The sequence below is a fragment of the Pseudomonas sp. ChxA genome (genome assembly GCF_030263855.1).
Classification (GTDB): Bacteria; Pseudomonadota; Gammaproteobacteria; order Pseudomonadales; family Pseudomonadaceae; genus Aquipseudomonas; species Aquipseudomonas fluorescens_CB.
On the sequence record NZ_JARPMK010000002.1, the window covers coordinates 1,535,844 to 1,553,187 of the forward strand.

The window sequence follows — 17,344 nt, forward strand, 5'->3', positions numbered from 1 at the left end:
ACTCCTTATTGAACGGCTTTACGCGGCGCCATCGGGTCGGCCGGCAAAGTAAAAGAACGCAGATCGATCGTCGGCGCGCCGTCGGCGCCCAGGCGGTGATCCAGAATAAGCAGCTTGGCGTTGGCCAGGCCTTGGCTGAGTTGGCCCAGGTACTGTTCCAGCACAAAGGCACGACCCGCCGTGGCGTAGGCTTTTTGTTCGGCGGTAAAACGCAGGTCGGCCGCCTGGGCACCCGCGTTGACTTCACGGGCGGTGGCCACCGCCTGGTCGCGGGCAGTGCTGGCTTGCAGCAACGCCTGGTTGGTTTGCTCGCTGGCGGCTCCGCGCTCGCGGGAGATCAGCGCCTGAGCGCCAATTTGTGCCGCCTGCACACCGTGATAGGCATTGGCCGCGCCTGCCGGTGGGTGGATCGCTTCGACTACCGTGGCCAAAATCTCCACGCCGCTGTCGAGCTTTTGCAGGTCCGCCTGCACGGCGCGGCCCACTTCATCGGCGAGGCTGGTGCGTTGCTCACCGAGCAATTCATCGAGGGTGCGCGAGGCAAAATCATGCACAAGGATGCGGCTGGCGGTGCTGCGAATCAGCGTCGGCACATCCGCACTGTTATAGGTGGCGGCCAGCGCGGCCTTGTCCGTCAGGCCGATGCGGTAGACGAAACGCACATCCATATTAACGATCTGGAAGCTCTGCTTGTCGCCGCTGCTGCTGGCGATCACTTGGGACTTGTCATTCACATGGCTGGCGTCCCACAAGCGGTTGGCGATTAGCGGCGCCGGGCCTTCCGCCGAGGCCACCTGCGGTACGGCGGCCTCGCTGACGCTGGTGGCCAGTTCATGCACCACACCGTTTTCCACGCTCAGCACGCGACCCAATGGCCAAGGCAACCCGGCATGCAAGCCAGGCTCGAAGACTTCCACGGGTTTGCCGAACCGCTCATAAATCCCACGGCCTTGCAGGGGCACTTCGTGCACGCCGGTCAACGCCCAGCCTACCGCCAGCACCACCAGCAGCACCGGCAGAAACGCCCGGCGCATGTAGGTAAACGCCCAAATCTGGCGCAGGTCGATGCCGAAGCGGTTATGCAACTCGTGCTGCAACGCCAGCAAGGGTTGTGGTGGCCAACGCAGCAGGCCCGCGATAAAACTTTGCGCCATCAAGCGCGGTTCGAGGCGCGGCTGGCGCGGGCTGAACAGTGACAGCACGCCTCGTAGCAGAAACTCCAGCGCCACCAGCGCGGGAAACAGCCCCATCAACACCGCCAGGCGCAGCGGCCAGACGGATTCGGGGCCGGCAAACAGCAGGCAGATCGCACTGACCACCAGGCTGATAATCGCCACGCGGCTCAACTGCGCCAGCTGGGACGCTTCCGGCCATTGCGCGGCGGTTTCCTGGGCCAAGCGGCGCTCGAACACCAGCAAGCCAAAGGCCAACGCCAGGGCCAGCGCCGCGCCGATGCTCGCCGATTGCCCCACCGCGTCAGCGGGCAAGGCCAGGTTCCAGAACTCAATGATGCTGATCAGCGCCAGCAACGACCAGCCGCACAGCCACAGCACCGGCGCGCCAACCTGTGCCAGCACGCCGCTGCCAAACCGATTGATCGCCCGTGCGAACGCGCCAACTTCCTCGCCGGAGGCTTCGATCAACTCCGCCGTGGGCGTTTCCAGCGCCTGGGCGCGCCAATCCGCTACCCACCACGCCGATTGCAACCCGGCCACCAGCACCAGCAAGGCCGACGCGCAGTTGATCAGCACCACCGGCCAGATCGACAGCGGCGCAAACAGCGCGACAAACAGCGCCAGCACCCAACCGGCCACGGCCAGGGCCGTCAGGCTGATACCCGCTTGGCGCAATCGGCGGGCATGGAACAACCCTTGTTGAAAACGCGGAAGGCCTTCAACCGAAGCGCCGTCAGCTTCCAGATCCACTTGCATCCACTTAACGTCCGCTTACATACAATTGGTTACGATATAACACGCAGCGTGAAATTTTTGTCCGAAAACAGCGCAAATCCCCCGTGGGAGCGGGCTTGCCCGCGATAGCGGTCTGCCAGTTATTGATGGTTGGCCTGATACACCGCCATCGCAGCATAGATATCTACACAACTTTTGAAGGCCGCCACTTTCTCCTGTGGCGAGCAGGCTTGTCGAATCGTCGCACCGCCTGCGTTGGGCTGCGAAGCAGCCCCAGTGAAGGCACTGCAATTTTCCTGAAAGTACTCAGTGTCTGGGTTTGGGGCCGCTTCGCAGCCCAACGCAGGCAAGCCAGCTCCCACATTTATTCTGTGGTGCTCTCTGGAAAGTGATTAAACCCCCAGAAACACGAGCCATCACTGGTGCAGGCACAGATTAATCGGCACACTCCAAACAGTTTTTCGCGGGTCCATGGACAAGGAAGCGTCATGATTTCGATCTACCAGCTAAAACCGCGTTTTCAGAACCTGCTGCGCCCTCTAGTGCAGCGTCTCTACGACAACGGCACCACCGCCAACCAGATCACCGTGCTGGCCGGCGTCGTTTCCTTGCTGGTCGGCTTGTTGATCGCCAGCTTTGCCCAACACCTCTGGCTGTTTGCGCTGATCCCGCTGTGGATGATCCTGCGCATGGCCCTCAATGCCATCGACGGCATGCTCGCGCGCGAATTCGGCCAGCAATCGCGCCTGGGTGCCTACCTTAACGAACTGTGTGACGTGATCGCCGACAGCGCCTTGATCCTGCCCTTTGCGCTGATTCCCGGTGCGAGCCTGGCCCCGGTGCTGCTGGTGGCATTGCTCGCCGTGTTCAGCGAATACGCCGGTGTATTGGGGCCGATGGTGGGTGCCTCACGGCGCTATGACGGGCCGATGGGCAAAAGTGATCGTGCGTTCGTGCTCGGTGTACTCGCCACTGGCGTGGCGCTGGGCTGGCTCGGCGCCGGCTGGGTCAATGCGGTGATGTGGCTGGTGGCTGCCCTGCTCGCCTACACCTTGGTCAACCGCGTGCGTCAGGGCCTCAAAGAACAACAAGAAACCTCTCCGATTGCATAAGGATTTTTGCGATGCGCGAACAGCAAGAGCACACCTTCGGTACCCATGATGGCGTCGAGCTTTTTTATCGGCACTGGCCGGCCGCTGCGCCTGTGGGCGACGCGCCGCGCAAGGCGATCCTGCTGTTCCATCGCGGTCACGAGCATTCGGGGCGCATTGCCCACTTGGTCGATGAACTCGACCTGCCGCAGTTCGACTTCTTCGCCTGGGACGCCCGTGGCCACGGCCAATCGCCGGGCGCGCGCGGTGACAGCCCAAGCTTTGCCACCAGCGCCCGCGACGTGCAGACCTTCTGCGAACACATCGGCCTCACCTACGGCATAGAAGAACAAAATTTCGCCGTTATCGCCCAAAGCGTCGGCGCGGTGATTGCGGCCACTTGGGTACACGACTACGCGCCAAAAATCCGCGCACTGGTGCTCGCTTCCCCGGCGTTCAAGGTCAAGCTGTACGTGCCCTTCGCCCGGCCCGGGCTGGCGTTGATGCGCAAATTTCGCGGCAACTTTTTCGTCAACAGTTACGTCAAGGCCAAGTTCCTCAGCCATGACCCGGAGCGCGTCGCGTCCTACGACAGCGACCCGCTGATCACCAAGGCGATTTCGGTGAATGTGCTGCTTGGTCTGTACGAAGCCGCCGACCGGGTGGTCGCCGATGCCCAGGCGATCCAGGTACCGACGCAATTGCTCATCTCCGGCTCCGACTTTGTGGTGCACCGCAAACCCCAGCAGCAATTTTTCGACCGCCTGGGCAGCCTGAAAAAAGAGCTGCACATCTTGCCCGGCTTTTTCCACGACACCCTTGGCGAGCGCGACCGCGCCGTGGCCGTAAGCAGCGCTCGGCGCTTTATCCTGCAGAACTTCCAGCACCCGCTGGACCGCGCCGCCCTGCTGGATGCCGACAAACTCGGCGCCACCTGCGCCGAGTCCGAAGCCCTCGCCGCGCCGCTGCCGCGTAACTCCCTGCGCGACCTCTACTGGCGCATCACCCGCGCCAGCATGGGCCTGGGCAAGAACCTGTCGGACGGGGTGAAACTGGGTTTCGACACCGGCTTCGACTCCGGCAGCACCCTGGACTACGTGTACCGCAATAAGCCCACCGGCAAGGGCGGCCTGGGGCGGATGATCGACACCAACTACCTCAACTCCATCGGCTGGCGCGGCATTCGCCAGCGCAAGTTGAACGTCGAGGAACTGCTACGGCTGGCCATGGCCAAGTTGCGTGCCGATGATCGCGAGGTGCGCATTGTCGATATCGCCGCCGGCCACGGGCGCTACATTCTCGAAGCCTTGCAGGGCGTTTCGCCGTTGCCGGAATCGATCCTGCTGCGCGACTACAGCGACATCAACGTACGTGACGGCGGTGCACTGATTCGCGAAAAAGGCCTGGGGGATATCGCGCAATTCGTCAAAGGCGATGCATTTGATAGAGCAGACTTGGCGTCACTGGCGCCCAAACCGACCCTGGCGGTGGTGTCCGGCTTGTATGAGCTGTTTGCCGATAACGGCATGGTCGGTGGTTCGCTGGCAGGTCTTGCCGAAGCGGTGGAGCCCGGCGGGTATCTGGTCTACACCGGCCAGCCGTGGCACCCGCAACTGGAACTGATCGCCCGCGCGTTGACCAGCCATCGCCAGGGCCAGGCCTGGGTAATGCGCCGTCGCAGCCAGGCAGAGATGGATCAATTGGTCGAGGCGGCGGGCTTTCGCAAAATCACCCAGCGTGTGGATGAATGGGGCATTTTCACCGTGTCCCTGGCGCAGAAGATCTGAGCATGCGCGAACCCGGCTTATTGAAACCCGCCGTCCTGTGGCTGCTGTTGTTGGCGCCGCTGTTTTTCAGCACCTATGGCTTCGCCACCTGGGTCACCAGCCAGCGCAGCGACGTGGGCACGCTGGTCTTCGGCTGGGAAACCCATATGCCGTTCTGGGCCTGGACCATCGTGCCCTACTGGTCCATAGACCTGCTGTACGGGTTTTCACTGCTACTGCCCAATACTCGTCATGAGCTCAAACAACACGCGTTGCGCCTGCTCAGTGCGCAAGTCATTGCCGTGAGCTGCTTTTTGATCTGGCCGCTGCGTTTCACCTTTGAACGGCCGGAGCTGGATGGCGTATTCGGCTGGCTGTTTGCGGTGCTCGCAGGCTTCGACAAACCGTTCAACCAGGCGCCGTCGCTGCATATCGCGCTGCTGGTGATTTTGTGGGTCATGTACCAGCGCCACACCCAAGGGTTCTGGCGTTGGCTGGTGCATGGCTGGTTTGCGTTGATCGGTATTTCGGTGCTGACCACGTATCAACATCACTTTATCGACTTACCCACAGGCGCCCTGGCCGGTTGGTTGTGTGTGTGGCTGTGGCCGGTGGAACATTCAAGCCCGCTGTTGAATGCACGCCTGACGCGGGACCCAAAACGATGGCGGCTGGGCATACGCTATGGTCTTGGCGCAGTGTTGCTGGTGATTCTGGCCTTGGTGCTGGGCGGCGGGTGGTTGTGGCTGCTTTGGCCAGCGGTTTCCTTGGGTTTGATCAAGGCGAACTACTTTGTACTCGGCGCATCGGGCTTCCAGAAGCGCCAAGACGGCCGGCTCACCCCTGCCGCGCGCTGGCTGTTTGCACCTTACTTGGCGGCTGCGTGGATAAATTCCAGGCTGTGGACACGTAAACATCCACAACCCGACCAGATTGTGGATAACGTCTGGCTTGGTCGAATGCCTACCACCGGCGAGCAAGGCGCCTTCACGGCCATCGTCGATCTGTGCGCCGAATTGCCGATTAATCCACAGGGCCGCGCCTATGAATGCGTGCCCGTGCTCGACCTGATCGCGCCAACGCCCGCCCAATGCCTGCACGCCGCTGAGGCCATTGAACGCCTGCGTTCAAGCGGCCCGTTGCTGGTGTGCTGCGCCCTTGGCTACTCGCGCAGCGCCACCGCAGTCGCCGCGTGGCTGCTGCACAGCGGGCGCGCTGCCACGGTCGACGAGGCACTGGCTATTATTCGTACAGCACGGGCCGAAGTGGTCCTGCATCCTGCTCACCGTAAAGCGTTGGAGGGTTTGCCCCATGCCCGCTGATATGGAACTTCAGGTGGTTGCCAGTCTGCTGCGCCGTGGCCGTTCGCTGGATCAGTTATCCACAGGCCTGACTGTGGCCGGCGTGTTATTCGGCCTTGCTCAATTGCTATTGGCCAGCGTTTCGACACTTTGCCTGTTGCTCAGCCTGTGGATGATTATTCTTGGCTTGCTGCAAAAGTACTGGGCCTTGCGCGTGGCCTTCGACGCCGACCTGTTCGCCCTGCTGGCCCGCGACACCGAGCGCACGGCCGATCTCGACCAAGCCTTGCAGACCCTCGGCCTGCAATCGCCCAAACGCGCCGGCCGACCCTGGACCGAACGCCGTCGCGGCGCGCTTAAACTGCTGCGCAAACAAGCCTGGTTGCTGGGCGCGCAAGCGCTGCTGACCCTGGCCGTGATCCTCGCCAGCCCTTGGCTACCCTTCGCCGGATAAGGAATCCCCATGTTCGAACCCGTGGTCGCCACCCTGATTACCTCGATGGCCCGCACCGTTACCGGCGCTCGTAGCCTTTGGCTGGGCTGCGCGCCGGTGCCGGTGCAGCGCATCTACTTCGCCAACCACAGCAGCCACGGTGATTTCGTCTTGCTATGGGCGTCGTTGCCGCAGAACCTGCGCAAATTCACGCGCCCGGTGGCCGGCAGTGATTACTGGAACCAAAGCGCACTGCGCCGCTACATTATCAACCGCGTGTTCAACGGCGTGCTGATCGACCGCGAGCGCAAAGACCCTGTGGATAACCCTTTGCAGCCGATGCTGGCCGCGCTGCAAGGCGGCGATTCCTTGATCATCTTTCCCGAAGGCACGCGCAACCTGGAAGACGGTTTGCTGCCGTTCAAAAGTGGCCTGTATCACCTGGCAAAAAGTTACCCACAGGCCGAATTGATTCCGGTGTGGATCGCCAACCTCAACCGGGTCATGCCCAAGGGCCGCGTACTGCCGCTGCCTTTGCTGTGCACCACCAGCTTCGGCGCGCCGCTGCAATTGGAAGACGGTGAAGACAAAACCGCCTTCCTCGCCCGCACCCGCGATGCCCTGCTCGCCCTCGCCCCGGAGCATGTCTGACATGGATAGCCAAACCCTGATGCTGTTCGGCGGAATCGGCGCGATCCTGGTGCTGGCCTCGCTGATCGGCCTGATCCTCAAACTGCGCACCCGTGGCACACCGAATGCGGTGGTCGACAACCTTAACGCCCGCATCAATGCGTGGTGGGTAATGGTGGTGGTGATCGGCATTGCCTTCTGGCTCGGCACTGGCGCGGTGATCCTGCTGTTCTATGCGGTGTCGTTCTACGCCCTGCGCGAATTTCTTACCCTCACCCCGACACGGCGCAGCGATTACCCGGCCCTTGTAGCCGCGTTCTACCTGGCGCTACCGCTGCAATACCTACTGATTTATGCGGACTGGTACGGGTTGTTTTCGATCTTTATCCCCGTGTACGTGTTCCTGCTGCTGCCGATCCTCGCCTCACTGGGTGGCGACAGCACGCACTTTCTGGAGCGCGCGTCGAAGGTGCAATGGGGCCTGATGATTGCGGTGTTCTGCGTGTCGTTCGTGCCCGCCCTGCTCACACTCGATATTCCCGGCTACGAAGGCCGCAACCTGTTGCTGATCGCTTACCTGGTGATCGTGGTGCAACTGTCGGACGTGCTGCAGTACGTGTGCGGCAAGCTGTTCGGCAAACACAAGATCGCGCCCAATTTGTCGCCATCCAAAACCGTGGAAGGCTTTGTCGGCGGGATTCTGCTGTCGTCCCTGATCGGCGCGGCGCTGTGGTGGACCACGCCGTTTAACCCATGGCAGTCATTCCTGATCGCGCTGCTGATCAACCTGCTGGGCTTCGCCGGCGGCATCGTGATGTCGGCGATCAAGCGCGACCGAGGCGTTAAGGATTGGGGACACATGATCGAAGGCCACGGCGGGATGTTGGACCGCCTGGATTCGGTGTGCTTCGCCGCGCCGATTTTCTTCCACCTTGTGCGCTACTGGTGGACCTGAGGAACACGCTCTCTCTTAAGCCCAACACAGATCAATTGTGGGAGCTGGCTTGCCTGCGATGGCCATAGTTATCTACACAACCGGTTAGGCTGTTGTGGCGAGCAGGCTTGCCCTGCGTTGGGCTGCGAAGCGGCCCCAGTAAAGGCACTGCAATTTGCCTGAAAGAACTCAGCGTCTGGTTTTGGGGCTGCTTCGCAGCCCAACGCAGGGCAAGCCTGCTCGCCACAAGAGGGAGTGGCTGCCTTGAAAAGTTGTGTAGATAACTATGGCCATCGCAGGCTAGCCAGCGCCCACACTAGGTTTGCAGTGCTTTCGAGCGCTCAGCAAAGTCTTAAACCACCGTTCCTACCTCCTGCGTCCCTTTCTTTCGCAGGACATTTCCGAGAGAATCCCAACCGCTTGTGCGCTGCCTTTTCGATGGCTAGTCTGCGTTGGTCACTGTCAATTCAGTGACCGGGTTTAGCAGCTCGAATGTACATTGGTTTATTGGAGTTATTGCAATGACCAAAGTGAAACCCAACGCACCCCATTCTTTTTTTATTACCCATCCTGAACTCAGTCTTGAGGATGCCCTCGCTTATGCCTCAGAACTGCTCCGTTGCGCTGAAGCATTGGATGAGTCGCCCAAGGCAGCCGGTTATCTGATGGAAATGGCCAAAGTGATGGTGGACCGCTCACTGGAATGCATGAGCAACTCATGAAAATGTAATGAGCGGGCTTGCTCGCGATAGCGGAATGTCAGCCGGCATCACTTTTGGGTGTGCCACCGCCATCGCAGGCAAGCCAGCTCCCACGGGGTTTTGTGGTGTATTGGGAGGCACCGCTAAAGCCGAAACCTTGCTTCACAGCCAACCTTTCGATCGGTTTTGCGGTACGCCTCACCTTTGTGCAACACGCCTGAGCACGCTGACCACTTCACGTCATCTTTTGTATCAAAGACGCGTGTAAGATAGGCCGCACTTTGCCAGGGATGCTCACCATGTTCGATTCGTTGAAAGCGATCAGCCGCCGGATTATCGGCGCTTTACTGACTGTGGTGAGTGCCGTCTTTGGCCAATGGCAGCCGCCAGCCTGGCTGCGAGCCACGGGTCGTGGCGTGGGGAACCTGGGCAGTAAAGCCCGCGCCCATCCCCGCCGGGCGGGTGCCGGGGTCTTGGGCCTGGTGTTGCTGGCCGCTGCTGGTTTCTATGGCTGGCACTGGTATTCGAATTTGCCGCAGCCCCACACCGTGGGTTATTCGCTGCATAAGCCGAACCTGACCGATTACACCCAGCAGCCTCCGGTTGTGGATAACTTGCAGGTGCGTTTTGCCGAGTCTGTGGCCCCGCTTGCTGCCATTGGCAAGCCGGTTACCGAAGGCATCAACCTCAAGCCTGGCGTGGCAGGCACCTGGCGCTGGTCCGACGACCGCACCTTATTGTTCGTGCCGGAAAAAGACTGGCCTGTGGACGCCCATTACACGCTCGACCTGGCCAAGAAACAGCTGCTGGCTGACGGCGTGCTGCTGAGCCAATACAGCAGCCAGTTCTCGACCCAACCGTTCCGCGCCACCCTGGCGCAAAACGAGCTGTACCAGGACCCGTCCAACCCGACACTGAAACAGCTGGTGGCGACCTTCCACTTTTCCCACCCGGTGGATGAAGACAACCTGCGCAAGCGCGTCTCGGTGACCCTTGGCAAAGGCCTGGCTTACCGCGACGCCCAAATGCCCAACCGCCCGGAAGTCACCTTTGACGACCTCAAGCTCAATGCTTACGTGCGCTCCGCCGCCCTGGCCACGCCACTGGAAAGCGCGCCGGTCAGCGCCAAGCTCGATGAAGGCATCAAGGCCCGTGACGGCGGCAATGCCAGCACCGCGCCACTGGTGGCGGAAGTCACCGTGCCCGGCCGTTATCGCCTGACGTTTACCGCTGCCGAAGTCAGCTTTGTCGACAACGAGCGCGGCGAACCGGAGCCGGTATTGATGTTCAGCAGCTCCAGCGCCGTGGCCGATGACACCATCGCCGGCAAGGTCCAGGCCTGGCTGCTGCCGGCCAAGGCCGAAGACGACACGCGCCCTTACACCAGCAACGATATCGACGACGCAATGCTGGCGCGCAGCACCAAGGTCAGCCTGACCCACGTGCCCAGCGTCGAACCACTGAACACCCTGCACGCCTTCAAGTTCAAGGCCCCAGCCGGCCGCGCGCTGTATGTGCGCGTGCCCGCCAACCTGGAAGCCATTGGCGGTTATCTGGCGAAAAACCCTACCGCCTCGCTGATCAGCATGCCGGCATACCCACGCACCTTGCAGTTCCTGTCGGACGGCGCGCTGCTGAGCCTAAACGGTGAAAAACGCCTGGGCTTCATGGCCCGTGGCGTGCCCGGTGCCCATGTGGAAATCGCCCGCCTGCTGCCCAACCAGTTGCAGCATTTGGTCGACCAAAGCAGCGGCAGCTTCGCGCGGCCGAATTTCGGCAATGAATACTTCGACCGCATGGTTGAGCGTCAGTCGCTGGATATTGCGTTGTCGTCCAATGACCCGGCGAAAACCGTCTACGACAACGTGGATCTGAGCCACTACCTCACCTCCAATGGCGGCCGTCGCGGTATTTTCGTGCTCAAGCTGAGCCCGCAGGATGACCCCGCCGAGCGCACGTTCGAGTACGAGCGCAACAGTACCAGCGACCTGCGTTTTATCGTGGTCACCGACCTGGGCATCATTGCCAAGCGCTCCAGCGACGGCAGCCATGATGTGTATGTGCAGTCCATCGGCAACGGCTCGCCGGTCGCCGATGCACAAGTCGACATCATGGGCCGCAACGGTCTGCCGGTCGCCAGCGGCCGCACCGATGCCGAAGGCCACGCGCATTTCGCCAAACTGGATGAACTGCGCCGTGAGAAAACGCCGCTGATGTATGTGGTCACGCGCGGCAACGACCAGTCGTTCCTGCCGATTGCCCGTCAGTCCCAGCAGTTGGACTTTTCACGCTTCGATGTAGGTGGTTTGGAAGAAGACGGCGCGATTAATCGCCTCAGCGCGTATATGTTCACCGACCGTGGCCTGTACCGCCCGGGCGAGACCGCGCACCTGGGCATGATCGTGCGCAGCGGCGACTGGAAAGGTGCCTTGCAAGGCCTGCCGGTTGAACTGCAAATCACCGACCCGCGTGGCCTGGAAGTGATTCGCCAGCCGCTGAAGCTGTCCACCAGCGGCTTTGAAACCTTTGATTTTCCCAGCAGTGAAGTCGCACCCGCCGGGGATTACACCGCGACCTTGCAGCTGATTGGCCAGAAAAACACCCGCACCGACCTGGGCAGTGTCAGCTTCAAGGTTCGCGACTTCGAGCCGGACCGCATGAAGGTCAGCCTGAGCCTGCACGACACGCCGGTATTGGGCTGGATCCCGCCGGACCAAGTGGTGGCCAAGGTCACCGCCATGCACCTGTTCGGCGCCCCGGCAGCCGGCCGACGCGTCACGGCAAAGATGTCCCTGAGCCCGACGCTCGCGGCCTTTGACCGTTACCCCGATTACCGCTTCCGCCTCAACGACGCCCTGGAAGAAGCCAGCACCGAAGACCTGGCTGAAACCACCGTCGACGACAACGGCCAGGCCGTACTCGACCTCAACCTGCAACGCTTCGCCAGCAGCACCTATCGCCTGCAGGTGATGACCCAGGTGTTCGAGGCCGAAGGTGGCCGCAACGTGGCGGCGCAAAGTGCGCTGCTGGTGTCGTCCGCGCCTTATCTGGTCGGTGTGAAAAGTCAGGATTCGCTGTCGTACGTCGCCAAGGACGCCCCGCGCCAGGTGCAATGGCTGGCCGTCGCGCCGGACCTCACGCCGATGGCAGTGGATGGCCTGACCAGTGAAGTGGTCGAACACCGTTACGTGTCGGTGCTGGTGAAACAGTCCAACGGCACCTACAAATACGAGTCGCGCATCAAGAACATCAGCCAGCCGGCCGCACCGCTGACGATGACCAAGGACGGCGCCAAGCAGACCCTGAACACCGGCACGCCGGGTGATTTCACCCTGCAAGTCAAAGACGCCAATGGCCGCCCGCTCAACCAGATCGACTACAGCGTGGCCGGGCGCGGCAACACCTCACGCTCGCTGGAGCGCAACGCCGAGCTGCAACTGCGCCTGGATAAACGCAGCTATGCCACCGGTGATGAAATTGCGATCAGCATACGCGCGCCGTACACCGGTGCCGGTTTGATCACCATCGAGCGTGACAAGGTTTACACCCAACAGTGGTTCAAGGCCGATAGCACCAACAGCGTGCAACATATCCGCGTGCCTGCCGGGCTTGAGGGCAATGCCTACGTCAACGTGCAGTTTGTACGCGACATGGGTTCGCCTGAGGTCTATATGAGCCCGCTGTCCTACGGTGTAGTGCCGTTCAGCATCAACCTGGATGCGCGGCGCATGGCGCTCAAGGTTGAAGGCCCGCAGAAGATCGAGCCGGGGCAGACCCTGGATATCAAGGTCACCGCCGACCGCCCAGGCCGCGCGGTGGTTTACGCGGTGGACGAAGGCATCCTGCAAGTGGCGCGTTACCAGACACCCGACCCGTTGGGCTTCTTCTTCCAGAAACGCGCATTGGAGGTCGGCACCAGTCAGATTCTTGACCTGATCCTGCCGGAATTCAGCCGCCTGCTCAGTGGGGCAGCGCCCGGTGGTGACACCGAAGGCGCGCTGGCTAACCACCTCAACCCGTTCAAGCGTAAACACCAGCCGCCCGTGGCTTGGTGGTCCGGGCTGGTTGACTTGCCCGCCGGTGAAACCGTGCTGCATTACCAGGTGCCGGACAGCTTCAACGGCAAGCTGCACCTGTTTGCAGTGGCGGTGGACAGTGACAGCGTGGGTGTCAGCGAGGCCAATACCGAAGTGCGCGGGCCGATTGTGATCACGCCGAACGTGCCGGCCTTTGTGGCGCCGGGGGATGTGTTCAATGTGAGCGCCGGGGTGTTCAGTAACCTTGACGCGGCAGCGGACGTGAAGTTTGAAGTGCAGACCAGCGACGGCCTAAACGTGCAGGGCGACAAAGGCAGCACACTGTCGCTGCAACCGCGCAAGGAAGGCACTGCCGAGTTCAAAATCAAGGTGGGTGAAACCCTCGGCTCGGCAGACCTGCGTTTTGTCGCGGTATTGCCGGACGGCAAGCGTATCCAGGTGGCAGAAACCACTTCGATCCGCCCACTGAGCGAGCATCGCGTGGCCTTGAGCCCGGGCCGTTTCGACAGCGCCAGCAAAGAGCTGAAACCTACCCGCGAACTGTTCAGCCAATTGCGCGATGTGCAACTGGGTGTGGCCGCCTCGCCGCTGGTATGGGCCAACGGCCTCAAGCATTACCTGGATGACTACGGCTACGCCTGCACCGAGCAATTGGTGTCCAAGGCCATGCCGGCGTTGATCTGGGGCGGTACGGCGCCAGAAGCCGAACAAGCCTTCAGCGGCGCGGTGCGCATGCTGCGCCAGCGCCAGAACTCGGCCGGTGGCTTTGGTTTGTGGGCCGCCAACCCAGATGTGGCGCCGTATGCCAGCCTGTACGCCACCGACTTCCTGATCGAAGCCAAGGAACGCGGGCTGCCGGTGCCGGAAGACCTGCTGGCGCGCTCCAACGCCTACCTGACCGACCTGGCCAATGGCCCGAGCGAAGGTCTGTCGGAATTGCGCAACCGTGCCTACGCCAGTTACCTCTTGAGCCGTCAGGGAATTCTGGTGAGCGGCGCCTTGAGCGACATCCGCGAGCGCTACGAGAGCTACTTCAAAGACACCTGGCAAAACGACCTGGGCGCCGCTTACCTGGCGGCCAGTTACAAGCTGCTCAAGCAGGATCGTCAGGCCGATACTCTGTTCCGCAAAATCCCGTGGCGTTCGCTGGTGGATAAGTGGGAGAGCGATGGCCTGTATTACGACCCGCTGGTACACGACGCCGAGCACTTGCACCTGCTGGCCCGTCACTTCCCCGAGTTGCTTGACGATGTACCGACGGCGCTGCTGGATAAACTCGGCAAGCGCCTGAACGAACAGCGTTACAACTCGCTGTCGGCCGCCCTGTTGCTTCGCGCCCTGGACAATTATGGCCAACGCGCCCAGAGCGACATGACCCTCAAGGCCACCGCCTGGCTCGGCGACAAGCAACAGCAACTGCTGGAGATGGCCGGCCAGCCACCGCGCGCCGCCGTGCCGGGTAAAACGCAGAAGCTGGTGATGGAAAAAACCGACGGCCCGGCCGCTTTCTACATGCTCAGCGAAGCCGGTTTCGACAAGGGTGCCAAGCTCAAGCCAATCAACAATGGCCTGGAAATCATCCACGAATACCTCGACCTCAAAGGCGAGCCGGTGAGCAAAGTCGCGGTGGGCGACGAGTTCCTGGTGCGCCTGCGCCTGCGCGCCACCGACCGTGACCAAGTGCAGCAAGTGGCCGTGGTCGACTTGCTGCCAGGCGGTGTCGAGCCTGTGTATAACTTGCCGCCGGAGCCGGAAGCGGCCGCCAGCAACGAAGAAAGTGAAAGTGAAGGCGACGATTCCGAGTACGTGGAAACCGCCGACGGCGATGAAGGCGATGCCTGGCAGGCACCGATCGGCGAGACCGAGCTGAGCAACTGGCAGCCGGACTACGTGGATGTGCGCGATGATCGGGTGGTGTTGTACGGCACCGCGCTGCGCGATGTAGGCACTTTCGTGTACCGCGTGCGCGCCACCAACGCAGGGACATTCAATACGCCACCGGCCTACGCCGAAGGCATGTACGAAACTACCCTGCAAGGGCGCGGCAAAGTAGGCCAGCTTGAAATTACCAAGCCTTAAACGCCTGACGCCGCTGTTTGCAGCGGCGCTGCTCGTTACAGGCACGCTGGCGGGGCTGCGATGGTGGCCCCACGCCCCACTCGAACAGGCCGTCACCTCGTCCCGCGTGGTGTTGGCCGACGACGGCGCGCTGCTGCGCATGACCTTGGCGCAGGATGGGCAATATCGCCTGTGGCTGCCGCTGGAACGCATGTCGCCGTCACTGGTCGAGGCGTTGCTGCTCAAGGAAGACCGCAATTTCTATTGGCACCCGGGCATCAACCCCCCGGCGTTGCTACGCGCGGCCATGGCCACCTACAGCGGCGGCCAGCGCCAGGGCGGCTCGACCTTGAGCATGCAGCTGGCGCGGCGGCTGTGGGACCTCAACACCCGCCAAGTGCCGGGCAAATTGCAGCAGATGGCCCTGGCGCTGTGGCTGGAAGCGCGCTACAGCAAGCACGATATTCTTGAGGCTTACCTGAACCTGGCGCCCATGGGCGGCAATATCGAAGGCGCCGAAGCGGCCAGCCGGATTTACTTTGGCAAGTCGGCGGCGCAGTTGTCGTTGTCCGAAGCGCTGGCATTGGCGGTGATCCCGCAGCAACCGGGGCGGCGCGCACGCTTCGGGCCGTCGCTGCAACATGCGCGGCTGCGCTTGATGGCCGACTGGCGCGAAACTTATCCACAGGACCCACGTAACGACAGTTTGCTCGACTTGCCCCTGGAGGCGCGCAACCGCCAGCAGATCCCGTTTCTGGCGCCGCACTTGAGCGAGCAGTTACTGGCGTCGCAGACCGGCAACGAACTCAACACCACCCTCAACCTGCCTTTGCAGCAACTGCTCGAACGCTTGATCACCGGTTTTATTGCCGAGCGGCGCAGTACCGGTGTGGAAAACGCCACAGCCATCCTTGTGGACAGCCGCGACCAGAGCGTCAAAGCGCTGGTAGGTTCGGCGGATTACTTATCCACAAGCATCCACGGGCAGGTCAACGGCGTGCTGTCGCGGCGCTCGCCGGGGTCGACGCTCAAGCCGTTTCTGTATGGGTTGGCGCTGGATCAGGGGGTTATCCACCCCATGAGCATCCTCAAGGATCTACCCAGTAACTTCGGCTACTTCCAGCCGGAAAATTTCGACGGCAGTTTTGTCGGGCCACTGACGGCGCGGGATGCGTTGATCCGTAGTCGCAATATTCCGGCGGTATGGCTCGCCAGCCAGGTGCAGTCGCCCTCGTTGTATGGCTTGCTGCAACGCGCCGGGATCAAAGGCTTGCGTGGGGAAAGTCACTACGGCCTGGCCCTGGCCTTGGGCGGCGGCGAGATGACGCCGGAGGAACTGGCCCGCCTGTATGTGATGCTGGCAGGTGACGGGCATTTGCGGCCTTTGCGCTATTTGCAGGAACAACCGCAAACCACCGGCGCGCAGCTGCTCACGCCTCAAGCGGCGTTTATGGTGCGCGACATGCTGCGCCGCAACCCACGCCCGGATGGCCTGCCCGGCCGCCACTGGCGCACCGCCTGGAAAACCGGCACCTCATGGGGCTTTCATGATGCCTGGAGCGCAGGCCTGGTCGGGCCGTATGTGCTGGTGGTGTGGGTGGGCAACTTTGATGGGCGGCCGAACCCGACGTTTATCGGCGCCAAAACCGCCGCGCCGCTGTTCTTCCGTATCGCCGACGCCCTGCCGCTGGCCTTGCCTAATGTGGTGATCAAACCCGACAAGCCGCCCGCCGGGCTGGTACGCATCGACGTGTGTGCGGCCTCTGGCGAGTTGCCCAACCGCTGGTGCCCGCAAACCCGCAAGACCTGGTACATCCCCGGCGTATCGCCGATTCGCGTGTCTAATCTGCATCGCCCGGTACTGATCGACACCCGCACAGGCAAGGCCGCGTGCCCGCCGTTTGACCCGCAATACACCCGCGAAGAAGTCTTCGAATTCTGGCCAAGCGATGTGCAGCGCCTGTACCGCGCCGCCGGCCTGCCCCGGCGCACGCCGCCTAATGTGATGAAAAATTGCCAGCCCAACCGCATCAGCGACCAAAGCGAAGCGCCGCAGATTCGCTCGCCGCTGACCCAGGTGAGCTACCAGTTGCGCCTGTCCCAGCCGCAGGAAAGTATCCCGCTCAACGCCAACGCGGCCAGTGACGCGACCACGCTGTACTGGTTTGCCGACCAGACCCTGATTGGCCAAGGCCCACCGCAAGCCACGTTGAACTGGCGGCCGGGCAAGTCGGGCGAATACCGGTTGCGGGTCAGTGATGATCAGGGCCGCAGTGCGAGCCGCGGGCTGAAAGTGGAGTTTGTGCCCTGAGCTGGCTAAGCGCAGATCCCTGTGGGAGTGGGCTTGCCCGCGATAGCGGTGGGTCAGCCAACATCACTGTTGGCTGGGCCGTCGTCTTCGCGGGCAAGCCTTAATGCCAGTCAGTTAAGACATTGCCGGTAACTGTGGCGAGGGAGCTTGCTCCCGTTGGACTGCGTAGCAG

At 62.0% G+C, this 17,344-nt stretch carries 10 protein-coding genes; 9 read left to right on the forward strand and 1 reads right to left on the reverse strand.

Annotated elements, in window-relative coordinates; translation table 11 throughout:
* Positions 1 to 5: 5 nt before the first annotated feature.
* Positions 6 to 1,931 (reverse strand): protease modulator HflK, encoded by a 1,926-nt coding sequence (gene hflK, locus P5706_RS32865; protein ID WP_285684650.1) that lies wholly within the window; start codon positions 1,929 to 1,931, stop codon positions 6 to 8.
* A gap of 467 nt (positions 1,932 to 2,398) precedes the next feature.
* Between hflK and P5706_RS32870 the strand changes: the two genes are divergently transcribed.
* The 9 genes from P5706_RS32870 (at position 2,399) to pbpC (ending at position 17,172) form a co-directional block, all read left to right on the forward strand.
* Entirely contained in the window at positions 2,399 to 3,022 is a 624-nt protein-coding gene (locus P5706_RS32870; RefSeq protein ID WP_200431031.1) for a CDP-alcohol phosphatidyltransferase family protein, read from the forward strand.
* 11 nt (positions 3,023 to 3,033) lie between these two features.
* Complete coding sequence (locus P5706_RS32875) at positions 3,034 to 4,788, forward strand: bifunctional alpha/beta hydrolase/class I SAM-dependent methyltransferase (RefSeq protein WP_285684652.1); 1,755 nt, start codon at positions 3,034 to 3,036, stop codon at positions 4,786 to 4,788.
* A gap of 2 nt (positions 4,789 to 4,790) precedes the next feature.
* Entirely contained in the window at positions 4,791 to 6,089 is a 1,299-nt protein-coding gene (locus tag P5706_RS32880) for a phosphatase PAP2/dual specificity phosphatase family protein (RefSeq protein ID WP_285684655.1), read from the forward strand.
* Entirely contained in the window at positions 6,079 to 6,522 is a 444-nt protein-coding gene (locus P5706_RS32885) for a hypothetical protein (protein WP_200431028.1), read from the forward strand. Before P5706_RS32880 ends, P5706_RS32885 begins: the two co-directional genes overlap by 11 nt.
* Before the next feature lie 9 nt (positions 6,523 to 6,531).
* Positions 6,532 to 7,152 (forward strand): lysophospholipid acyltransferase family protein, encoded by a 621-nt coding sequence (locus tag P5706_RS32890; protein WP_285684657.1) that lies wholly within the window; start codon positions 6,532 to 6,534, stop codon positions 7,150 to 7,152.
* A 1-nt stretch (position 7,153) separates the two neighbouring features.
* Entirely contained in the window at positions 7,154 to 8,086 is a 933-nt protein-coding gene (locus tag P5706_RS32895; RefSeq protein ID WP_017135107.1) for a phosphatidate cytidylyltransferase, read from the forward strand.
* A 500-nt stretch (positions 8,087 to 8,586) separates the two neighbouring features.
* Positions 8,587 to 8,787, forward strand: a complete 201-nt coding sequence (locus tag P5706_RS32900; protein WP_285684660.1) for a DUF3077 domain-containing protein — start codon at positions 8,587 to 8,589, stop codon at positions 8,785 to 8,787.
* A 278-nt stretch (positions 8,788 to 9,065) separates the two neighbouring features.
* On the forward strand, positions 9,066 to 14,882 hold the full coding sequence (locus tag P5706_RS32905) for an alpha-2-macroglobulin (protein ID WP_285684662.1): 5,817 nt from the start codon (positions 9,066 to 9,068) through the stop codon (positions 14,880 to 14,882).
* Positions 14,863 to 17,172, forward strand: a complete 2,310-nt coding sequence (gene pbpC / locus P5706_RS32910; RefSeq protein WP_200431025.1) for a penicillin-binding protein 1C — start codon at positions 14,863 to 14,865, stop codon at positions 17,170 to 17,172. Before P5706_RS32905 ends, pbpC begins: the two co-directional genes overlap by 20 nt.
* Positions 17,173 to 17,344 lie beyond the last annotated feature (172 nt).

Excerpts from the sequence above, each read along its gene's own strand:
- hflK (WP_285684650.1), bottom strand. The coding sequence starts at position 1,931 with ATGCAAGTGGATCTGGAAGCTGACGGCGCTTCGGTTGAAGGCCTTCCG.
- P5706_RS32870 (WP_200431031.1), top strand. The coding sequence starts at position 2,399 with ATGATTTCGATCTACCAGCTAAAACCGCGTTTTCAGAACCTGCTGCGC.
- P5706_RS32875 (WP_285684652.1), top strand. The coding sequence starts at position 3,034 with ATGCGCGAACAGCAAGAGCACACCTTCGGTACCCATGATGGCGTCGAG.
- P5706_RS32880 (WP_285684655.1), top strand. The coding sequence starts at position 4,791 with ATGCGCGAACCCGGCTTATTGAAACCCGCCGTCCTGTGGCTGCTGTTG.
- P5706_RS32885 (WP_200431028.1), top strand. The coding sequence starts at position 6,079 with ATGCCCGCTGATATGGAACTTCAGGTGGTTGCCAGTCTGCTGCGCCGT.
- P5706_RS32890 (WP_285684657.1), top strand. The coding sequence starts at position 6,532 with ATGTTCGAACCCGTGGTCGCCACCCTGATTACCTCGATGGCCCGCACC.
- P5706_RS32895 (WP_017135107.1), top strand. The coding sequence starts at position 7,154 with ATGGATAGCCAAACCCTGATGCTGTTCGGCGGAATCGGCGCGATCCTG.
- P5706_RS32900 (WP_285684660.1), top strand. The coding sequence starts at position 8,587 with ATGACCAAAGTGAAACCCAACGCACCCCATTCTTTTTTTATTACCCAT.
- P5706_RS32905 (WP_285684662.1), top strand. The coding sequence starts at position 9,066 with ATGTTCGATTCGTTGAAAGCGATCAGCCGCCGGATTATCGGCGCTTTA.